At 47.0% G+C, this 19,969-nt stretch carries 15 protein-coding genes; 6 read left to right on the forward strand and 9 right to left on the reverse strand.

All coding sequences use genetic code 11. The features are described from left to right. Positions 1-5: 5 nt before the first annotated feature. Positions 6-827, reverse strand: coding sequence for a Crp/Fnr family transcriptional regulator (locus KK062_RS20715; protein ID WP_254086258.1), 822 nt, complete (start codon positions 825-827; stop codon positions 6-8). Between the two features lie 78 nt (positions 828-905). Between KK062_RS20715 and KK062_RS20720 the strand changes: the two genes are divergently transcribed. Both KK062_RS20720 and KK062_RS20725 read left to right on the forward strand, forming a co-directional pair. Beyond that, positions 906-1,349 carry a KTSC domain-containing protein gene (locus tag KK062_RS20720; protein WP_254086259.1) on the forward strand — a complete coding sequence of 148 codons (444 nt, stop codon included), beginning with the start codon at positions 906-908 and terminating at the stop codon, positions 1,347-1,349. 148 nt (positions 1,350-1,497) lie between these two features. Then, positions 1,498-2,235 carry a motility-associated ABC transporter substrate-binding family protein gene (locus KK062_RS20725; RefSeq protein WP_254086260.1) on the forward strand — a complete coding sequence of 246 codons (738 nt, stop codon included), beginning with the start codon at positions 1,498-1,500 and terminating at the stop codon, positions 2,233-2,235. A gap of 5 nt (positions 2,236-2,240) precedes the next feature. On the opposite strand, the gene KK062_RS20730 is transcribed toward KK062_RS20725, so the two are convergent. Next, the gene (locus tag KK062_RS20730) at positions 2,241-3,029 is read right to left on the reverse strand and encodes an OmpA family protein (RefSeq protein WP_254086261.1); all 789 of its coding nucleotides are present in this window, start codon (positions 3,027-3,029) and stop codon (positions 2,241-2,243) included. 209 nt (positions 3,030-3,238) lie between these two features. On the opposite strand from KK062_RS20730, the gene KK062_RS20735 reads away from it, so the two are divergent. Next, positions 3,239-4,030 (forward strand): HAD family hydrolase, encoded by a 792-nt coding sequence (locus KK062_RS20735; RefSeq protein ID WP_254086262.1) that lies wholly within the window; start codon positions 3,239-3,241, stop codon positions 4,028-4,030. Between the two features lie 19 nt (positions 4,031-4,049). On the opposite strand, the gene KK062_RS20740 is transcribed toward KK062_RS20735, so the two are convergent. After that, on the reverse strand, positions 4,050-4,940 hold the full coding sequence (locus KK062_RS20740; protein ID WP_254086263.1) for a sugar phosphate isomerase/epimerase family protein: 891 nt from the start codon (positions 4,938-4,940) through the stop codon (positions 4,050-4,052). Positions 4,941-5,213: 273 nt separating this feature from the next. Here KK062_RS20740 and KK062_RS20745 point away from each other — a divergent pair, with 273 nt between their 5' ends. Continuing rightward, positions 5,214-8,156 (forward strand): carbohydrate-binding protein, encoded by a 2,943-nt coding sequence (locus tag KK062_RS20745; protein ID WP_254086264.1) that lies wholly within the window; start codon positions 5,214-5,216, stop codon positions 8,154-8,156. Between the two features lie 81 nt (positions 8,157-8,237). Here the strand turns inward: KK062_RS20745 and KK062_RS20750 are convergent, their stop codons facing one another. The 6 genes from KK062_RS20750 to KK062_RS20775 all read right to left on the reverse strand — a co-directional run bounded on the left by KK062_RS20750 (position 8,238) and on the right by KK062_RS20775 (position 17,951). Continuing rightward, positions 8,238-9,029, reverse strand: a complete 792-nt coding sequence (locus KK062_RS20750; RefSeq protein ID WP_254086265.1) for a hypothetical protein — start codon at positions 9,027-9,029, stop codon at positions 8,238-8,240. Positions 9,030-9,055: 26 nt separating this feature from the next. Beyond that, positions 9,056-13,897, reverse strand: a complete 4,842-nt coding sequence (locus KK062_RS20755) for a DNA repair ATPase (RefSeq protein WP_254086266.1) — start codon at positions 13,895-13,897, stop codon at positions 9,056-9,058. Between the two features lie 130 nt (positions 13,898-14,027). Next, positions 14,028-16,055, reverse strand: a complete 2,028-nt coding sequence (locus tag KK062_RS20760; protein WP_254086267.1) for a flotillin family protein — start codon at positions 16,053-16,055, stop codon at positions 14,028-14,030. Between the two features lie 57 nt (positions 16,056-16,112). Then, positions 16,113-16,784 (reverse strand): OB-fold-containig protein, encoded by a 672-nt coding sequence (locus KK062_RS20765; RefSeq protein ID WP_254086268.1) that lies wholly within the window; start codon positions 16,782-16,784, stop codon positions 16,113-16,115. Between the two features lie 31 nt (positions 16,785-16,815). Further along, the gene (locus KK062_RS20770; protein WP_254086269.1) at positions 16,816-17,517 is read right to left on the reverse strand and encodes a PspA/IM30 family protein; all 702 of its coding nucleotides are present in this window, start codon (positions 17,515-17,517) and stop codon (positions 16,816-16,818) included. A gap of 41 nt (positions 17,518-17,558) precedes the next feature. Next, positions 17,559-17,951, reverse strand: coding sequence for a YbjN domain-containing protein (locus KK062_RS20775; protein ID WP_254086270.1), 393 nt, complete (start codon positions 17,949-17,951; stop codon positions 17,559-17,561). A 102-nt stretch (positions 17,952-18,053) separates the two neighbouring features. On the opposite strand from KK062_RS20775, the gene KK062_RS20780 reads away from it, so the two are divergent. Beyond that, positions 18,054-18,731: a helix-turn-helix domain-containing protein gene (locus tag KK062_RS20780; RefSeq protein WP_254086271.1), complete on the forward strand. Its 678-nt coding sequence runs from the start codon at positions 18,054-18,056 to the stop codon at positions 18,729-18,731. Positions 18,732-18,819: 88 nt separating this feature from the next. After that, complete coding sequence (locus KK062_RS20785; protein WP_254086272.1) at positions 18,820-19,959, forward strand: glycoside hydrolase family 43 protein; 1,140 nt, start codon at positions 18,820-18,822, stop codon at positions 19,957-19,959. Positions 19,960-19,969: the final 10 nt, after the last annotated feature.

The raw sequence follows: 19,969 nt of genomic DNA on the forward strand, positions 1-19,969 counted from the left end.
TATGATTAAAACAGCCCATTCAACGACTTCTGAATCCTTTCTTCCTGAGCGGGGCCTTGTATAATAATGGTTCGTCCTCTTACCGAGATATACTTCTCATCTCTAAGAATTTTCAATAGCCTGGCAAGGGTCTCGTTTGAAGTTCCAATCAACGCAGCCAAATCAGCGCGTGACAACGTAATTTCCACGGGCCACTTTTTCTTTGCCCGATATTTTTCAGTCAATATCAATAGATTCAAAAACAACCTTTCCTTAACAGTTCGATGCTTCAAATTCGAAATGGTATTTACCCAAACGGTAAATTCATTGCTTAGAAATTTGAGAAGCATATTGGAAAGCCGGGAGGACTTATCGAGTGCCAGTAAAAATTGCTTTTTGGGAATAAAGGATATTCTACACTCCTCCATGGCAGTAGCGGTTACCGGATATCTGTCGCCGCATAAAAGCGGACGATACCCAATGATCTCACCTTGAACATGAATATTCATGATTTGCTGCGTTCCCTCAAAGGTTTCCTGATAAATCTTAATTTTCCCTTTGTCCAGGATAAAAACACCCTTAGGGTACACCCCTTCGCTATAGATATTGTCTCCTTTTGAATAGTGTTTTTGAACTATAGACTGTTTCAGAAAATCAATGTCATCTCCGCTGAGCAATTCCCCTATGGAATTGTTAATAAAATAGAATCTGGATAAGTCCATTGCAGCACAAAATATCCTCCAAGCTATTTTTGCCGGCTTAGAAAAGCAAACATTATCAATTAAACGCCAGGGTTTTTCCCTGTCGTTTGAAATCCCTACTGGATGAAATCCACGTAGCCTTGCCATGGAAAATGCCCCAGCGGGATTCCCAACTAAAACCGGGCGATTGATGATAATGAAAAATGTCTTATTTTCGCGCCCGCAATGAAGAGGATCATCGAATACAGGCGGCTTTTGGGTGTTGATAAATCCGCCGATTTAAAAGAATTGAAGGCCATTTACCGGAATTTCATGAAAGATTGGCATCCGGACAAATTTCAATCTGACGAAGAGAAAGCCGCCGCGGAGGAAAAAAGTAAAGCTTTTATTGAAGCTTATCATTTTTTAGTGAGCATAGCCCCCGAAACACAGGCACAGAAGCTGGAGGAATATACAGCATCTATCACGTCTTCCAGAATAACAGATCTTCAATACAAGGGCACGACACTTCAGATCTATTTCGCCGATGGCAGCGCGTACGAATACTTCGGCGTGCCCCGCAATATCTACCTGAAATTCGTGAACACCGATTCTCCCGATCGTTTTGCCCGAAGACACATCTACCACGCTTTCATCTACAGAAAAGCAACCAAGGCCGTGGAGGCTTAAGGTGTGATAGCGCAAGGCATAGCTTGCCCGCCAGCGGATGGTCTACGCCCGTTTCCGAACAAGCCGGTCGTGCGAAACATCGCTTACAGCTAAAAAACCGCCTATACCTGCGGTACGATTCTTGAATGTTCTTAGCAAAAACATGATCATGAAATCGTTTGTATCCCCCATGCTTGTCGCAGCGGCGTTGATCTTCGCCTGCACAAACCTATTGGCTCAGAACAAGAAAATCCTGGTGGACGTGGGACACGGCCAGCGGTTCTACAGCGACCCCGCCGACAATATCTCGACCGAGCTTGTCCCCACCGATAGACTGAAGTATATGACCGGAGAGCTCGCGAAGAATGGCGCAGCACACCATGCTTCGCTAGGCTACGTGAAGAAGACCATTTCTACGGATGCGCTCGCCAAAGGTGATCTGCTTTTTATCCATGCCCCTTCCGTGAAGTATTCCCCCGACGAATGCAAGGCTATCGAACAATTCATCAAGAAAGGCGGATCGTTGTTTATCGTAATGGAAGAGGACTATTGGGGCACGCTGGCACAGGTCAACCTCAACGACATTGTTACGCCCTTCGGTATCACGTTTAAATCCGACAACCCTAACAGAGCCTCCGGAGGACATTCCAACCCGGGAATAGTTACGAAAACGAAATATTCCATTCCCATGCACGGGGCACGTCTCGTGGAAGGTGGCAAACCTTTCGCCTATAGCGACGTGTCGGATGAGAACCCGTTTGGCGTCTGCGCAGAAATAACCGGCGGAGGCAAGATCGTCGCGATGGGCGAAGGAATGGTATCGTTATATATGACCAGCTGGCAGGGAGTCGATAATTACCAGTGCGCTGAATTTATGGGGGATACTATTGGGTGGTTGTTGAAGTAACGGAATCACCTGTCAAAACTTCCACCACGTCCATCACTGATTAATAATTCAACACGCCTGTTTTTCTTTCGTCCTTCATCCGAGGTGTTTACTGCCAGGGGTTTTGCACTACCCATCCCGAACGTCTCTACGCGATTGCTCTCAACGCCATTCCTGATCAGGTATTCTGCCACCACTTCCGCACGTCTTTTGGACAACGTAAGATTATGCCCTTCATTTCCGGTATTGTCGGTATGACCCGAGATTTTTACAGCTCGTGCAGGGTGCAAAACCAGGTAATCCACGATGGGCTTGAGTGTTGCAAAGTGCTCACTTCGCAGGGTTGACTTGTTTGTCTCAAACAGGAGCTCTGCCCCCAGCACGATGAGACTGTCCGCTTTGATTGCCGGAGCAGGCTCGGCGGAGACCGTATCCATAACGACGGGCCTTGCTTCACGCAATGCAGGTTTGCCTTTGTACGATGAATCGCTTTGGATCTTTTTGTAAAGACCTTTCTTCGCGTTCCGCGCCACCTTTTTCTTAAACTTCTTAAAACTAATAGGTCGCAGTGACGCAGAGTGTCCTGATTGTATCCGGCATAGCTTACGGAAACACAGTACCTTGCCGAAGATAGAGTGACGTGCGTTCTTGTTTGCCCGTTTCAGTCGCTCCTTATTCGCACCGGCAAGGTGAGATACCATCAGTGGCATCTTTGGATTGCCGTACTCTCGCCCAACATTTTTAGGCGGGCCAATATCCTGAGAATTCACATAAAAGAACCCGAATAACAAAAATGACAGGAGAAGTGCTTTCATGCAGGCAGTACGTGACAGTAAAAGAAGGCGCTAATACTTACCATGCCAATCACTCACTTATTCCAACGGGGCACCGGTATACTTTCGTGAAATTTAAACGTAAAAATCAGAGCTGTATTGTTACAGAGGTAAAAGGAGGCCCGCGCGTTTTGATTTCCCCATAATGTTAGTTTTCTTTAGAACCGATCCCTTCACCAGGAACCGTACGCATGGATTTTTCATCAGTAAGACTTGTCGCCTCCGATATGGATGGCACCCTTCTCAACACCAAACACGAACTAAGCCCCGATTTCTTCACAATATTCAATCGAATGCGGTCGAAGGAGATCTTATTCTCCGCTGCCAGCGGAAGGCAGTACCAAAACCTCTATAACTGCTTTCCGGGCATCCAGGACGAAATCATATTCATTGCCGAGAACGGCAGTTATGTGATGCACCAGGGCAAAGAGCTCCACATCCAGCCAATGGATCGGGATCTTACCCGGGATCTCCTGAAACGCATAAAAAAACTTCCGAATGTACTGGCGATCCTTTGCGGTAAGAAAAGCGCCTATATCGACAACGACGACCCTGCCTTTGTTGGACGTCTGTCGATGTATTATGACGAATACGCCATCGTAGACAACCTCGTAAACGTCGATGATGACGAGTTTCTCAAGATCGCTATCTGCGACCTATCCGGCGCCGAGCAGAACAGTTATCCTCACTTTTTGGAATACCAGCATGACCTGCAGATAAAAGTGTCTGGTAACGTATGGCTCGACCTTTCACATAAGCTGGCGCACAAAGGAAAGGCGCTCGACGTCGTACAGAAAAAATTCGGAATCGGCTGCGAGCACACCATGGTCTTCGGCGATTACCTCAACGATGTTGAAATGATGGGCGAGGCACACTTTAGCTTTGCCATGGAAAATGCGCACCCTGAAGTGAAGAATGTAGCCAGGTTTACCACACACAGCAACGACAATCGCGGCGTATTGAGCATTCTGGAACAGCTGTGATTTCTTTTGCCTTTCACCGCTATCGCAACAATGGCTTCAGATTGGTTTTGAAGTACCCGGCACTGTCCCGGATGCTCTGCATCGAGCTCACCGCGAAATTGCCACCCTGCTCCAGGAAATAGTACTGAAGCCCCGACAGGGAAGCATACGGAAGGATGGTTGTATAATCGATCGATCCGTTGCCAAGTTCCGTGTAGTCGCGTGTTTTTCGATCCATATCTTTGATGTGCCACATCACAAAGCGGCCGGGCTGTTTTTTAAACAACTCCGCAGGCGTAAGTCTGGACGAGTGCATAACCCAATACAAATCGAGCTGAAGTTTTACCAACGATGCATCCGTATCAGCCAGCAACACATCGTATCCATTCACGCCATGCTGGTCTGTAAACTCATAATCGTGGTTGTGGTATGCAAAGCCCAGGCCCGCCTTGTTTACCTGTTCGCCGACCTGATTCAGCTTTTGTGCCAGTAGCTTGAACTTGTCGATCGCCCGTGATTCCGGATCGAGCCATGGCCAGGTGATGTATTTTTGCCCCAGGGTCTTCGCCCCCTGGATGCACTGGTCAACGTAACGACGCAATGCGTCCTCTGACTGGTTGAAGTAACGATAGAAGTCATAATGCCCGCTACTGGTGGTCAGCTGCAAGCGATCCAGCATGCTTTTAAATGCCGACGCATCTATACCATAGTATTTAGCGGCCTCCGGCTCAAATCCGTAGGTTTCCAGGTCCTGGTATCCAAGGGACGCCACCGCTTTCAGCGTGCCATTCAGATCTTTGGCGAGTGCATCCCGGATGGTAAATAATTGCAAGCCCATTTTCAAGGGTTTGTTGGCTCCGACAAAGGCATGCGACAGCAAAGGCACACCTAAAGCCATGGATGAGTTAATGATAAAATTCCTGCGGTTCATAATAACAAGGGTTGTTCCTTAAAAATACAACGAGTTCATGACATAGCATTGTCAGACCTGCCGTTTAATAAATTGTTTCAGCCGCTCAATAATTCCACCCGCTCATCATGATAGTCCCGGACGGTTTCGACGCCGGTGCTGCTTTCCTTTACAATTACATCAACATTTATTGATCATGGACTCTACGTAGCATCATTCGGCGGCGACCTGTCTGTAGGCCTCCAGGTATACCTCATCTCTGCATCCAGTATAAAACGTTAAATCCGAACAACTATGATCAAACTCAATTTATATGTCAGGGGCATTGCCATGCTATTCTTCTGTTTTGCTCATGACAACACCGCCATAGCACAGATAACATGGCCGCAGGGGCAACTCCTCCCCTCCTTTCCGGCGACAGCCCCAACGCAGGATTTAATCAATTGGGGGCCAACCAGTGTTCTCGGCAACATGACCCGCTGGGAAGCCGAAGGTACTTCACTTGGTCACAAAACCGGACGCCTGGAAACCGACGGCTGGCTTTGCCAGACAGGAATTGATGCTCCGAATGAGCACATGATCTACGGGCCTTATGTCAACAATGTACCAGCAGGACCTAACATTGCCGAGTTTCGGATGAAGATCGATAACAATACTGCCAATAACGATCCGGTGGTTGATATCGATGTTAGAAATGCCACGACCGGGGCAAGCCTGGCGTTTCAAACGGTCACCCGCCAGCAATTTTCCATCGCGGCAAACTACACAAGTTTTAGATTGCCCTTTACAATGCCGGCCAATAATCAATCCATTGAATTACGTGTCTATTGGCGTGGGGGTGCCTATATAAAGGTAGATTGGGTTGGCGTACAGGCTGACAATACGGTGGGTGAGCAACTCCTGTTCACTTCATTGAAAGGAATTGTGAACCGTACCCAACCGCGTATTTTCTCGTACGAAGGTGATGCTTTTGCGGAAGGACCCTATACCTGGTTGCAATCACTGGGATTGACGTGGACTGAAGTCGCTAACAGATGGTCCTTGATTACGAAGTACCGTAGCGAATTAAATGGGTTGATTGTATACGATCCATCCCAGATACACACCGTCAACCTGGCAACGATGTTAGCGAAAGACAGAAAAGCACTCATTGTTTCTCCTGCATTCATATCGACGTTAACAGCCGCACCGTATAACCTACCCGTGCTCATGGACTTGCGCGGACAGTTTACCAGCAAGCTGCACGTGTACCAGACACTCTTCAATACCTACTGGCCAGGCATTGATCACCGGCTATTGGTTGGATTGAGTCCGGAAGCACATGTACTGGGCATGCGTGAATATGCCGTCGCATTAGGCGCCGCAACGATCTGGCTCGACCCAAATGTGGCCGGCGAAAGTGAATTACTGAACAGCTTTTTATCGTCCATGCCCGCGGGTGCCAATTTTATGGGCTGGTGGCCGGAAGAGGGTGCCGGTGTAACGCGGGCATCCCAGTATGGTATCGCTACGGTTGCAAGCGATTATGCTACTAATCTATCGGTTCACAGTGGCATGCCCAGGACCATTACTAGTAAACCCATTCCTCCGAAACCGGCCCTGCAAAACAAGATCTACGTAGCCTTCATCTTAAGTGACGGCGACAACCTGCAGTATGTCGAGCACCTGATGCGCAAGCTATGGGCCAATCCAGATCGCGGCTCCGTGCCGATTGGATGGACTGTTTCTCCAGCCATGGTAGATGCCATGCCCGGCGCACTAAACTTCTATCATCAAACGGCTACTAACAACGACAACCTCATTTCGGGGCCTTCCGGTTATGGCTACGCTTATCCAAACAATTTCCCAAACCAAAGCTCGCTCGATCAGTTTGTTGCCAAGACTGAAGAGTACAACCGCCGGGCCGGGCTGCGGGTGCTTACTGTTTGGAATACCATCACAGGGGGTATTAACCAAAACGTTGGACAAAGCTACGCTACGTATGCGCCATCACTCCTTGGCTTAACAGCGCAAAATACTGGCGGTCCACTTAGTATATACAATCAAAGTCTTCCCAGTTTTCCACTTTCGTGCAACTACTGTTGGAATGAACAAAACATACAGGAGCACATTGCCAATGCTGCTGCGGGATGGAATGGCTCCGAACCCCGGTTCATCATTATTCAGTCTCAGCCATGGCAGGACATGAAACCCAGCAATTTTAAGAACGTTGCCAATTCTCTTAGTGCTGATTATGTGGTGGTACGTCCGGACCATATCTTCCAGCTCATCCGGGAAAAGAATGGGCTCCCCACGGATCCAGGTCCCGCCAGGTTAGTTACCGTGTACAAAGATTGTAACTATGGCGGCACTTCTACGGGACTCGACGTAGGCGACTATAATTTGACGCGCCTGAGATCATTGGGCGTTCAGGATGATGATATTTCATCCATACGACTCACGCAAGGGTTTAACGTTATTTTATATCAAGATGATAATTTTACAGGCGGTTCCCTTGCCGTTAATTCCGACTTAAGTTGTTTTGATGGTACCTGGAATGACAAAGTTACTTCCATTCGAATACTTGCCAACACGCCCGCCTCCACGCTGATACAAGCCGAAAGCTACTCCAACATGAGCGGTGTCCAAACCGAAGCAACAACCGACACCGGTGGAGGACTGAATGTGGGCTATGCCGATACGGGCGATTGGATGGCCTATAGCAACATCAATTTCCCGACCACAGGTGCTTACTTACTAGAATACCGGGTGGCCAGTGCGGTAAACGGAGCACGAATCTCGGCTGACCTGAATGCGGGCACCACGCCGTTGGGCGCACTCGATGTGCCCAACACGGGGGGATGGCAAACCTGGCAGACGATATCGCACACGGTGAATGTGAATGCAGGAACGTACAATTTCGGCGTCTTCATCCAAAACACCGGCGTTAACCTCAACTGGATCAGGGTTACCAACGTAGGGACAGGAGCAACCGCGAGAGCAGCTTCACCCAACATAGAAAAAGAGGCGACGGCAACTTTCGGATTATATCCAAACCCTGTTGAAAACACGCTTTATTTCAGCACTGCTATGAAAGGAGCAAACGTGAGCGTTGCCAACCTTCAAACAACGGAGGTGCTGTCAGAAACACGGGTGGATGAAAATGGACTGGACGTCTCGGCATTGAAACCAGGACTTTACTTTGTTATTCTCAACAAGGATGGAAACAGAACAGTAAAGCGATTTGTCAAGAAATAATTAAAAGAAAGAGGCTGTCAAACGGACAGCCTCTTCAAAATACGAACGCCAAAATGGTTACACGTTCCTAAAAATGAGAGCTTAAAGGCTTCTTCCCAACCCAGCCCAGTCAAACCCGCTATCGGCACGATTATGCTTCAACGCAGGAATTTGCGTCGTAATAATCACGGTCGTGCCAGCGATATCGGTCCTGTGATGTTGAGGAATCTCTTGCTTCACCCCTTTTACCATGGTGAATTCAGCACGCTCAAAAAATTCCTGAAAGGATCGCTTCAACTGGTTAATATTGTTCATGCCGTAGAATAGAACTACCCGGGGGGTATGCTCCTGAATTCTACTCAGTATAGTTTGCACCCGTTGCTGATATACCTGTTCCTCGTATAGCTTTCGTGTTTTAAGCATGCTCTTCTGCGGAAGATCGAGCCAGCTATAGTACCAGGCATGGTTGTGTGGACTGGGTAATGGATACAATGCGATTAACGCCTCGGAAGCACGTGCGAAATCATTCTTTTGGTAGTGAAGAAGATCCGGAAGCTCTCTGCCCTGATAACCATGCGCAAACGCGATCAGGTTTTTCCAGATGCCATGCAATACTGCATGGTCACCGAACCTGTAATCGTGGAGGGTGGCGAACAAGTTCGCCCGTGGCCCGTCCGTCCGGAAGGCTACATGCCGGTATAGGTCACGAAGATCGCACAGCACGGGAGATTCAGCAGGTTTCAGGTTATAGAAATAGTCAAACTTCTCGGCAACCTCTTCCGGCAGATCACCGCCACCTTCCTCATAGCCTACAAACCACACCGGTGCGTCCCAGGATCCGAATCCATAAAAGCTCTCAAGCCAGTATTGGAGGGTGTGCTCTTTTATCAGCATACGGGTAAATCTTTAGTTCCTGCCGGTCATGGCTTTCCCTTGATTGCCCTTGCAATCGCCTCGAGATGCTCGTTAAACGAGCTCAACTGTATCAGCATCTGACCCGACGTGTCGCCTTCGCTCAGCATTCCAAATTTGTTATTCTTCACAAAGATCTCCTTAATTTGCCTCCAGCGCGCTCCTTCCTGATCGTTGAGGAAACCTGCAATTTCTTTTAGTCGAAGCAGGTTAGCTTCTGCATCCGATGTCAGCGTTTGAGATTCACCGTCGTAATGGGAAAGAATCAATGTATTCACTTCGTCAGGATTCATAAGCGGCACAATTTTACCCGCCATCTTATTCATATTCCGATATGACCCTTGTAACTTGAAAGCAGGCTCGGTACGGTATGCATCTTTCATGGCAGCGCTCGCAATATACTGTTGATTCACGAGCATCACCACATCCCGAATCCGGATGATGTTCCTGAGCACCGCGATGGCGTCGTCTATCTCCTGCCGGTTATAATTTCCTTCCAGTTCCGGCAACAGCTCACCGTTCGTTTCGACATAACTGATAAGCTTGTACAAATCATCAAAACTGCGACTACTGATATGCTGCAAATACCGATTCTCCGCCACGCAGTTTTCAATCAAACTCAATCTGAACAGTTGATCGGTATTGCCGATCACATCTCCCAGGTTATAGACATCGGCACGGTTCGCCAACATGTCCGGGATCTTAAACTGCTCGCCACTCTCTGTATATGGGTTGCCCGCCATCACCACGCAGAAACGTTTTCCGCGCAGATCATAGGTTTTGCTTTCGCCTTCAAAAATGCCATCCATTTTCCGCTGACCGTCGGCGAGGGATATGAACTTCTGTAGAAACTCCGGACTACAATGCTGGATGTCGTCGACATACAACATCACGTTATCGGCCATTTCAAAGGAAAGGTTTATTTTCTTGAGCTCTGCCCGCGCGCCTGAAGTCGTCGCTTCCTGCGGATCAATGGATGTGATACTGTGCCCGATGGTTGGACCATTGATTTTCACAAAGTGAAGCCCCATCGTTTTTGCCAGGTACTCCATCAACGTCGTTTTACCATAGCCCGGTGGCGATACCAGCAGCAACATTCCCATCCGCGCAGTGCGTTTATCGTCGCCTGCCGCACCGATCTGCTTGGCCAGGTTGGCGCCGATCAACGGAAAGTATACCTCGTTAATGAGACGATTACGCACAAACGAGCTCAATACTTTCGGCTCCAGCTCACTGATCTTCAATTGCTGGCGATATTCCCGTACCAATTGCTCTTTGAGCTGATTAAAAGAAGTAAATGCAGGAACAACCGCGTCAAAATAACTGCGCATCTTCCTCAGAAAGTGATGAAAGTTTAAGGTGTATTGACCATCACTTTGTATCACTGCGTGTGTGCCTTTTAAGGCAACAAGATCAATTGAGTCCGCCGCCGCTCTTTCGCGGTAGGCATGATCCTTAAAAAGAAGCAGGCAAGCTGCTTCATCGACATATTGCACGTCGCCGGCATCCGGTTGCGTTTGAAGAAATGCGTGCAGCCAGCTTTGGATTATATAAAATCGCTCTGCAGTATCGAAACCCGAGCTATTTACCTCTTGTAAGAACAATCCTGCCCTTTTCTGTGCGTGCAAATATCCTTCGAACGCTTTTTTGAGATGCAGCGCCTGTTGACTGCCCGTAAAAAACTTACCGGTTGAAAGCTCTAGATACAAATACTGCGCTACATCCTTTGCGCCTACTGATTCATACACAATTTTCGACTGCAAGAATCGCGATGATAATTCTTCTTCTACGAAACTTGCACGCTTGCTTTGAGGAAAACTCTCTTGTATGGAATAAGCAGCGGTAATCAATTGTTGAAGCTTATTCTGTGAAGCCTCGTCCAGGCCAAACCAGAACAGTTGAGCGGCCACACGAACGGCAGGAGAAAACTGCAGGATGCCTAATTCTGCCTGAAGTTTTTTAAGTCCCTGGTAGATAACCGCAGCATCGGTATTATGAACGCCTTTGAGATATGCGGCTGCATAATCACGTTCTGTCCGGTCATTCAGAAAAGTTTCATAGCTCCAGGGCTCATGATGCTGGAGACTTTCGAGATAAGTTTGATACGCAAGATATTCAGAACGATAGATCTCCCTGTTTTCAGATATCAATTCCTGCTCCCAGATGGCTCGATGCTGATAGAGCGATTCGGCGGCCACCTGCTTATAGAAGCTGGTCCCCAGGAGATGAAAATATAAGCTCTCATTTCTGCGAATGATTGTCAGATCCAGCACTTGCTTATTGACAACAAACTTGTAATTACCGAGTGCAATTATATTTTGGCCATCAACAAAAAGGTCCGTCTTGTCTTTGAGATTTCGCAAAGCAGTTTCCTGTGCGACTTTCACAAGATTCTCCAGGTTTTCTGCTTTCGCTACGTCGCCCAAATCTTTTAAATCGCCCATCAGGTTACGTACCTTGTCTACCATCAGGTCCGTAGAAAAGAATGCGTAGATACTTTCCTTATCGTTAAACGACTGGGCTTTATTCTCGATGTTTTTTAGCACCCGCAAGCCAACCTGTTCCAGTGCTGTTGTGCGCTTGTTCAGCTGCGCGATCAGCATCTCCTTCTTGCCATTGAAGGCTTTGATTACTTCGTCGCGCTTATCTGAAATTTTAAGAATAAATTCATCAAAGTCGGCAAACTTGCTCTCGAGGTCTTCCACCTGAATACTCACCTTCGTAAAATATTCTTCACACTTTTCAGGCGATGTCGAAAGATCAAGGAAATTTACAATGCTTTGATCCAGTAATGTAAGCTGCGCATAAAACTGACCTGTTGACTCCTGCGTTCTCAATGCGGTGGTGATACGTACCACTTCTGCTTTCACTTCGTTCAGTGATGCAAAAATCAGTGAGATCTTTTCAACGATGCGCGTGGTTTGCGTCGTGTCTTCAATTTTCAGGCTGTTCAGAATATCGATAAGCATTTCCAGTCCATTGGAAATCTCTTTTATCGCCAATTCTACGGGCTGAGCGTCTATCACTTTCGCAACACCGCTCGCGGCTTTCCTGAGCGCAGCAACTTTTGCCTCATACGGCGCCAGCGCCTCCTCTTTCAATAAAAAAGCAACGGTATCCTGTGAAAGTGAGCTATTATATTGCGCGAGCGTCTCTTTCAGTTCCTGAACCGCATTCGTGTCAATATACCGAACGTTCTGCAGATCGATAACAGCACCCTGCGTACTCCTCGTTGCCGCAAGCAGGTTTACAAGTTGATCCAGTGACGTGATGGTCGCCCCTTTTATGTCGACCACCAGCTGGTCCACTCGCTTTTGCGTCGCCACGAGATTGTCCTTCGCGTGCTGGCGCTGCGTTTGCACCTTGGCAAACTCATCTATCGCGGTGTTTGCAATATTCCGGATGTTGGTCAGTGGAGTCGCGAGATCGAATGTGCCTTCATCCTTTAACCAGAAATAGGAATCGACAATATCGTTCGCACGTTTATGTACGTCCTCGTAAAGATCTTCGTAGCTATCTTCCTTTTGTAAGAGCTGTATGATCTCCTGGCTTTCGCTCATCGCACTTACGATATCCTTATTGCCGATCTTATACAGCACATTATTGCTCATCGCTGTATTTTCCTGAAGCGTAGCGGTATACGGGGTTTGCCAGATTTGCACCTGGTGATGCCTTACCGCTTCATTCTCGGATCTAAAATATACAAGCATCCCATCATTAAATACCGTAAAGCCATTACAGATGATCGGCGTCTCCACCTTTTGCGCAATCATATTGTATGACATTAACACATAGGTATTTGTCTGCTTCTGATAGAATACATAGAGAAAGTCCTCACCATTAGGAGAAGCAACGCTACTATTAAATTCCAGCTCCGATACCTGTAGCTCGAATATTTTGTGTTCTCCATTTTGCAGGTAATAACCATTCGGAAAGATTATCCCCTGGTTGTCCGGCAGCAGAACGCCGGCGTCGAGCAGACTATTGATGGGAAGAACCTGTTTCGTCCGCACATTAAAAACGTAGGCGCGAAAGCCCTCCCCATAGGGCTTTATTTTGACAGGGATGAGATTCCCGAGGTCTGCATAGTGATATTCCGCATCATCCAGTTGCTGGTCTTTATTCGAGACGGGATCAGAATAAACTCCTTTCCCGGAATCTGTATTGTTTTCAACCTTAAACGTAATATCACCATGAAGCGCCTCTATGAAAACTTTGTCTAAAATCGAGATATGCGGATATAAACCCAGTCGGCGATTGTTGAGGTCGGTTTTAATCCAATCGAATTCATGTTGTGGCGCTTTTTTTACTTCATGAATACTTCTGTCGTCGACATAGACCAGCTTCTCGTCTTTGATCAACCATTTAAAAGCTTTTCGGTCGTCAGGGCTTTTGCTGGTTTGAAAAACCATGAACAGATGGTTCTCTGTCTTGACAAATTTGGCAAAGATTGAATCCCGGTAGTACTTGTAAAGATTGCTGAAGTCCGTGATAAAATTCTCGTCTTCAATTAATGTAAGCGGCTCCGGGCCGAAATGATCACCCGTGAATTTATAGATACTGAAAACATCGCTGAGCTTGATGTTTTCACGCAAACCAAAATGGACGTTGTAACCGAAGAGAGTAAGATCACCAAATGCCATAATACCACGCGGTACGCCGCTGTTGACAGTGGTAATACGTTGGTTGGCGATCAGCTGAAATCCCGTGGAATTGAATATAACCTTGCGGGCATCATTCAGCCTGGCCAGTCTTTCGATTAAATTCAACCGTTGCTCTTCCAGGCGCTTCCGGATGATCTCATATGTCCCGGAATCCAATCCAATATTTGTATTTTCAGTACCTGCCATTGCGAAAAAAGATAAACGTTACATCCGCGTAAATTGCTGCCGTTCGAATCGGCTGAACTGCGACCTCCACCGACTCCCGATTCATGCTTATTGATCCCCGGCTCAACAGAGACCCCCGATGATCGACGTACTACAACTTCCTGTTAGACAATCCCAAACTATTTGCCAGGTTGGCGAGGTTCAGCAGCGATGGACGATCCTCTTCCGAGCTGTTCTGTTGCATTTTCAGAATCAGACTTGAAATGGTCAGGTTTTTAATATCGTTCGTGGTGATATTGTACTTATCGGCAAAGTCGCGGATGCGACCTAACAGATCACCACCATTTCCTCCTTCACCCAACAGCGCAGTTTTGATCTGTGTTGCATTTTCACTTTCGTTGATCAACCGATCGAACCCTTTCGCGTTCGAAATCTGGTTGACAATATTCTGGAAAAACATCGTTTCACCACCCACAATATCAATCTTGGCAGACTTCAACGCTTCTCCCAATATCGTGGCCTGTGCATCGGCAATATGCTTCTGAATATCGATCTGCGCGAGCGCGATCTCCTTTTCTTTCGTGAGGAGCAACTTAAACTCTTCATGATCTTTTCCAACAGCATCCAGCTTCTTCATCGCTTCTGCTTTTTCCTGGATGCCGGCAGCTTCCGCCAGAGCCTTTTCTTTCGTCACTTCAGCTTCCGATAAACCTTCCTTCCGTTTCGCTTCTGCAATTTTCTCAATCACCGTCGCGTCAACGATACCTTGTCTTTCTACCGCTTCTGCTTTGGCTATCATAACTTCTGCTTCAGAAAGCCCCCTTGTTGCTTCCTCACGTGCCTGGGCGTCGGCCAGTATTTTACGTGCTTCTGCCTGTTTCACCGCGGCTTCTTTTTTAGCGTCCGCATCAATCACCAATTGTTTTGCTTTTTCCTCCGCGGCCTTCTTTTCAGCCTCTGCAGCCTTTACGGTATAGATCAGTTTTTCCTCGGCCTGTTGGCTGGCCTGTGTGATCCCTACTGTCTTATTACGTTCTACCTGACGGAAAGCCTCCAGGTCTTTTACCCCCTGTTGCTCTTCCACCACACCTTTTTCAAGGCGCACACGGTCGCGAATGACATCCTGGATGTTCTTACGTTCCACTTCCACTGTTTTCTCCTTTTCAATTTGAGCCAGTGTTACGATCTTTTCGCGCTCGGTAGCTTCCAATGCGCGATCCTTTTCTACACGCTCAGTTTCCACCGCCTCTGTGCGTTGCTTGTTCTTTTCCGCAATGATGATCTGACGTAACTTATTCTCCTCCTGTACGGCAAGAGATTCCTCCGTTTTGATCCGAACCGTCTCAGATTTTAGTCTTTCCTCTTCTCTTACCTTAATGATCTCGGCTTGTTCGCGTGAGCGCACATTATCAATTTCTCTACGCTGTTTCTCTTCTTTTTCGGCCATCTGGCGTTCCAATTCCAGGATGGATTCACGGGCCTCGACGTCTTGCTTCTTGATCACTCTTTCTTCCTCTCGTTTGATCAGATTGGCCTTTATGTTCTGCTCTGCTGTAAGCTCGGTGATCTTCTTAATACCCTGTGAATCGAGGATGTTTTGTGGGCTGAGAAATTTCATCTCTGTCTGCTCGAGGAAATCAATAGCGCAGTCGTCGAGGATATAACCGTTCAGGTCGGTTCCTATAATATTCAGGATTTCAGTTCTGAACTCGCGACGCGCTTCATACAACTCGATAAAATCGAACTTCTTACCTACCGTTTTTAACGCTTCCGAGAATTTCGCTTCGAAAAGATTGCGAAGTGTTTCCGTATCGCTGGCTCTTTCCGTACCGATAATCTGGGCTACGTTCAACACATCATCAGCGTTCTTATTTACGCGAACGAAAAATGCCACTTTGATATCAGCACGGATATTGTCTTTACAAATAAGACCATCTTGCTCCAGGCGGTCGATCTGCAGTTTCTTTACGGAGATATCCATGATCTCCATTTGGTGGAGAATAGGAATGACATACATTCCTTTATTAAAAGCAACGTGACCACCCCCCACGCCCGTGCGCACAATTGCTTTTCCTTGCGGAATCTTTTTATAGAAAGTCGCAAAGGCAAAGAGAACAATGAAAATAAAGAATACTATTCCACCAATAAATATTAAACTAATGCCGCCAAGTAGGTCCATAGATAGATTTTAAAGTTAGATTTTTGAGAAAGGTGTTTCTATATAGAGTAATGTCAATCAAACGATATTGGAGAGGTTGATCTCTGGGACCACCAGGTAAAATTTTTTATCGGCCGATTCGCCGGCAATCATCACTTCCGAATCATATTCGATCGAGTCGCCTGTTTTGCTTTGTACGTTGATGCGGATAATATCGTGCTCTATCTTTACTTCCGCTGCTCCGATCTTATCGCCGGAAATGGTACTTCGCATCCGGGCAATCCTTCCCAGAAGCTCCTGAGGTTCTTCACCATTATACCCCATAGCATGATAAACTTTGACCAACGGCCTGGTGGCATACCGCGTAATGACATACGCGACAAAAAAAGCAGGTATAAGAACGAATACAGATTTCCAGCCCCAGCTTCCCAAACCCAACGCCACCGATGACGTTAACGTAATGATCCAGGCAAGGAATTTAAAAACGGAATATACTACCATGAAGGGCACTTTCCCGATGTTCACAAATTCGAGTGCCTTCTGCAAAAAAGGCTTGTCTGCCACGGCATCATCCGTGTCAGTATCAACATCCGTATCTACATCTGCCCCGTGCACGGGAAAATCGCTATCAACTCCGGAATCTCCAAACAGATCTCCCGCGACGAATGTAGTTATCCAATAAATAGCGGTTATTCCCGTGAGAATGGTCATGATGGCATTACTCAACGGATGAAACAGCAGGTCTGTCATACTTGATATCGGTAGGTTGAATGTTAAGATTTTATGATATCCCTAATTTGTCTTTGATCGCCTGAAGGTCTTTCTCAATAGAGAATGAATCGTTTTTTAACAGGCTGTCCAATTCATCTTTCTTACTATTCTTATCACGGGATATTTCACCGTAGGCTTTCGAGAGTGCTTCCTGATCTTCTACCTTTGATTTCATACGCTCGAGCATGCCAATTATTCCGTTGCTATCGACATGGGCCAGTTGTTTGTTTACTTGTACCGTTGCATTGCTAACGTTCAACCTGGTCTTCAACGTCCGCAACTCTTTTTCCCACTTCTCCATATTCTCCTTCAGAATTTCGGCATTGCGCTGCATCTCCCTGGAAGATTGCTGCAACGCAACCGCTTGCAGCCCGAGCTCTTCTGACTCTACAGAATATCTTTTATAGAGCGACAACGCTTCACGGGCAAGCTCTTCCGCCTTGCCCAGGTCTACCTGCCCGGACTGTGCTTTTTGCATGATCAATATAGCTTTTTCGGCATAACTTTTCGACTCCTGCTGGCGGTGAAGCTGATCATTTTCTGTGCGAATAGCCAGGGCCTTTACTTTGGCATAGGCCTCCGTTGCTTCTGCAAGATCTGTGCGCAGCTCACGAAGGCCCTGCTCCGTCATTTTAATGGGATCCTCCATTTTATCGACAGCGGCGTGAATTTCCGCCTGTCCTATTCTGAAAAGCCTTTTGAAAATATTCATGACTGATAATTTTTAAGTTAAAAACAATCGTTGCGTCAAAATTATAGCTTCGAAAAATCGATGATCTGCTGAGAGAACTCGCTCAATAATAAACCAAGAGAGTTTAAAGCACTCTCAAATTCATTAAAGTCGATATTCTGAAGCTGCATGGTATAACGGAACAGCACCCGATCGCCTTCTTCGTTAATGACAAAGGCGCCGTGAATAGTGTCCCTGTTTTTTTGCAGCAGCCTTTTGAACATGTCCATGCTGTCTTCCCGAAAGGAGAAGAGAAACTGCTCCATAATAAGGATAGGAGGCGCGACGCCAAGGATCAAATTATGGATACCGTCGGATGGATTATCGATCTTGAGAATGCCATGCTGTTCATTCTTATACAGTATTCTGCAATTAAGCCTCCGTGCGAAATCTTCGATGGTCTCAAAATGGTTCATGAGCATAGTTTCTGCTGACTGAACAAATCTATCGACTAGTTTTCAGAATTGCAAAAAATATTAGCATTGTGATAATGAAAATTACAATTATCTTTGACAGGAATGACAAAGATTGGCGCCAATATCAAAAAGATCAGAACGACCAAAGGGCTTAGCCAGCAGGCGTTTGCGGACTTATTTGAATTAACCAGGGGTAACATCTCCTCCTATGAGGAAAACCGGGCGGAGCCGAAAATCGAAACCGTTATACAAATTGCCAATTATTTTAGCATCCCCCTGCATCAATTTATTACGGAGAATCTCTCCATACACGAAATATTGAAATATAACGGCGATAAGCTGATCGAGGATGAAAATCATATCATAAATCTTCAGCTCCGGCAGGTTCCATTCATGAATGATGCCATTTATATGAAATGCTGCTATCAGGAATTGCCATTTAATGATTGGAATAGTTTTCCGAAGCTGATCTTGCCGGAGGTAAACAATCACAATATGTTCGCCTTGAGCTTTAATCCCAACATCGCTCGCCACGAATCGCTCCCATCCTATCAAATGAACGACGTATTGATTTTCGAAGAGTTAACCCAACAGAATATCCACCTCTGTCAGCACAAAACCGGCCTTTTTACTGCCGAGCGCGAGATCATGATCGGCCAGTATGAAATGAAGGACGAAAAAGTTGACCTGGTCTTAAATGATTTCAAGCGGGAGCGATTCGATTTCAAGTCCGCACGGCGATTCTGGAAATTGTTTGCAACCTATCAGCATGAGAAATAAGACATTCGCAACGAGTTTGAGGCGCTGAGCCCTTTCGTTTTCACATATAACTTCCTGCGGTTATATTTGTCTGTATACGAAGTCAACAATGACACAGGCAACAAAAATTTCAGTAGCATCTCTTCTTCTGACACTGGTCCTTCATACCACGGGCTTGTTTGCACAGTCCGGTGGCACCTATCAAAACCCTTTGCGGGTGACATTTGGAGATCCCTATGTACTGCAAACAAAAGGTAGATATTACATGTATGGTACCGGCGGTGGTGCTAAAAATGGATTTGCCGCCTATTCCTCAGCCGACCTGGTAAACTGGAAAGACGAGGGTCAGGTGTTTTATGCAAGCAATCACCATGGCTGGAGCGACTCCACCGCTGCCTGGGACGGGGCATACTGGGCGCCTGAAGTATACGAATACAATGGAAAGTTCTACATGTTTTACAGCGCGCAATGGAAGCAGAACCCCAACAACGAGCTGGAGAATTTTCGCATCGGAGTGGCCGTGGCCGATAGCCCGACGGGACCGTTCATCGACCTGACCAATAAGCCTGTTTTTGATCCGGGCTATCCTGTCATCGACGCCAATGTACTGTTCGACAAAAGCGGCAAAATTTACCTGTACTATTCCCGTTGTTGCTATAAGCACTCCGTGGAAAGCGAAGTCGCTGCCTGGGCCAAACAAAAGGGATGGTTCGATACCATAGAGGAAAGCTGGGTCTATGGCGTTGAGCTGAAACCCGACTTCAGCGGCGTGATCGGCGAGCCCGTGCTGCAATTACGTCCGCCCGTAAAGATGGACGATAAGCAGGCTGACTGGGAAAGTCGCTCCGTGACTTCAAAAGAAGTGAACCGCCGCTGGACAGAGGGCTCGGTCATTTTCAAAAAAGGAGATACCTATTACATGATGTATTCCGCCAATTATTTCGGGGGAAAGAACTACGCCGTGGGATATGCCACGTCGAAAAGCCCGCTGGGCCCGTTCACCAAAGCAACCAACAATCCGGTATTGCAGAAAGACACAGAAAACGGCGGCGTGGTGACCGGGACGGGGCATAACAGTGTGACGTACTCACCCGACGGAAAAGAGATGTTTTGTGTATATCATGCCCGCACGTTGGCGACAGGCGAGGAAAGGGTCGTTTTTATCGATCGTATGAAGATCTTAAACAACGGAACGCTTGTTGTGGACGGGCCTACCACCATACCGCAGACGGCGCCGGGAAGCAGATAGCTGATTCGCT

This window comes from Dawidia cretensis, from assembly GCF_018598175.1.
GTDB lineage: Bacteria > Bacteroidota > Bacteroidia > Cytophagales > Cyclobacteriaceae > Ohtaekwangia > Ohtaekwangia cretensis.

Bases quoted from the DNA above. Each gene is read 5' to 3' on its own strand.
- KK062_RS20715 (WP_254086258.1), bottom strand. From the start codon at position 827: ATGGCAAGGCTACGTGGATTTCATCCAGTAGGGATTTCAAACGACAGG.
- KK062_RS20735 (WP_254086262.1), top strand. From the start codon at position 3,239: ATGGATTTTTCATCAGTAAGACTTGTCGCCTCCGATATGGATGGCACC.
- KK062_RS20755 (WP_254086266.1), bottom strand. From the start codon at position 13,897: ATGGCAGGTACTGAAAATACAAATATTGGATTGGATTCCGGGACATAT.
- KK062_RS20730 (WP_254086261.1), bottom strand. From the start codon at position 3,029: ATGAAAGCACTTCTCCTGTCATTTTTGTTATTCGGGTTCTTTTATGTG.
- KK062_RS20745 (WP_254086264.1), top strand. From the start codon at position 5,214: ATGATCAAACTCAATTTATATGTCAGGGGCATTGCCATGCTATTCTTC.
- KK062_RS20740 (WP_254086263.1), bottom strand. From the start codon at position 4,940: ATGAACCGCAGGAATTTTATCATTAACTCATCCATGGCTTTAGGTGTG.
- KK062_RS20750 (WP_254086265.1), bottom strand. From the start codon at position 9,029: ATGCTGATAAAAGAGCACACCCTCCAATACTGGCTTGAGAGCTTTTAT.
- KK062_RS20760 (WP_254086267.1), bottom strand. From the start codon at position 16,055: ATGGACCTACTTGGCGGCATTAGTTTAATATTTATTGGTGGAATAGTA.
- KK062_RS20725 (WP_254086260.1), top strand. From the start codon at position 1,498: ATGAAATCGTTTGTATCCCCCATGCTTGTCGCAGCGGCGTTGATCTTC.
- KK062_RS20780 (WP_254086271.1), top strand. From the start codon at position 18,054: ATGACAAAGATTGGCGCCAATATCAAAAAGATCAGAACGACCAAAGGG.
- KK062_RS20770 (WP_254086269.1), bottom strand. From the start codon at position 17,517: ATGAATATTTTCAAAAGGCTTTTCAGAATAGGACAGGCGGAAATTCAC.
- KK062_RS20765 (WP_254086268.1), bottom strand. From the start codon at position 16,784: ATGACAGACCTGCTGTTTCATCCGTTGAGTAATGCCATCATGACCATT.
- KK062_RS20775 (WP_254086270.1), bottom strand. From the start codon at position 17,951: ATGAACCATTTTGAGACCATCGAAGATTTCGCACGGAGGCTTAATTGC.
- KK062_RS20785 (WP_254086272.1), top strand. From the start codon at position 18,820: ATGACACAGGCAACAAAAATTTCAGTAGCATCTCTTCTTCTGACACTG.
- KK062_RS20720 (WP_254086259.1), top strand. From the start codon at position 906: ATGAAGAGGATCATCGAATACAGGCGGCTTTTGGGTGTTGATAAATCC.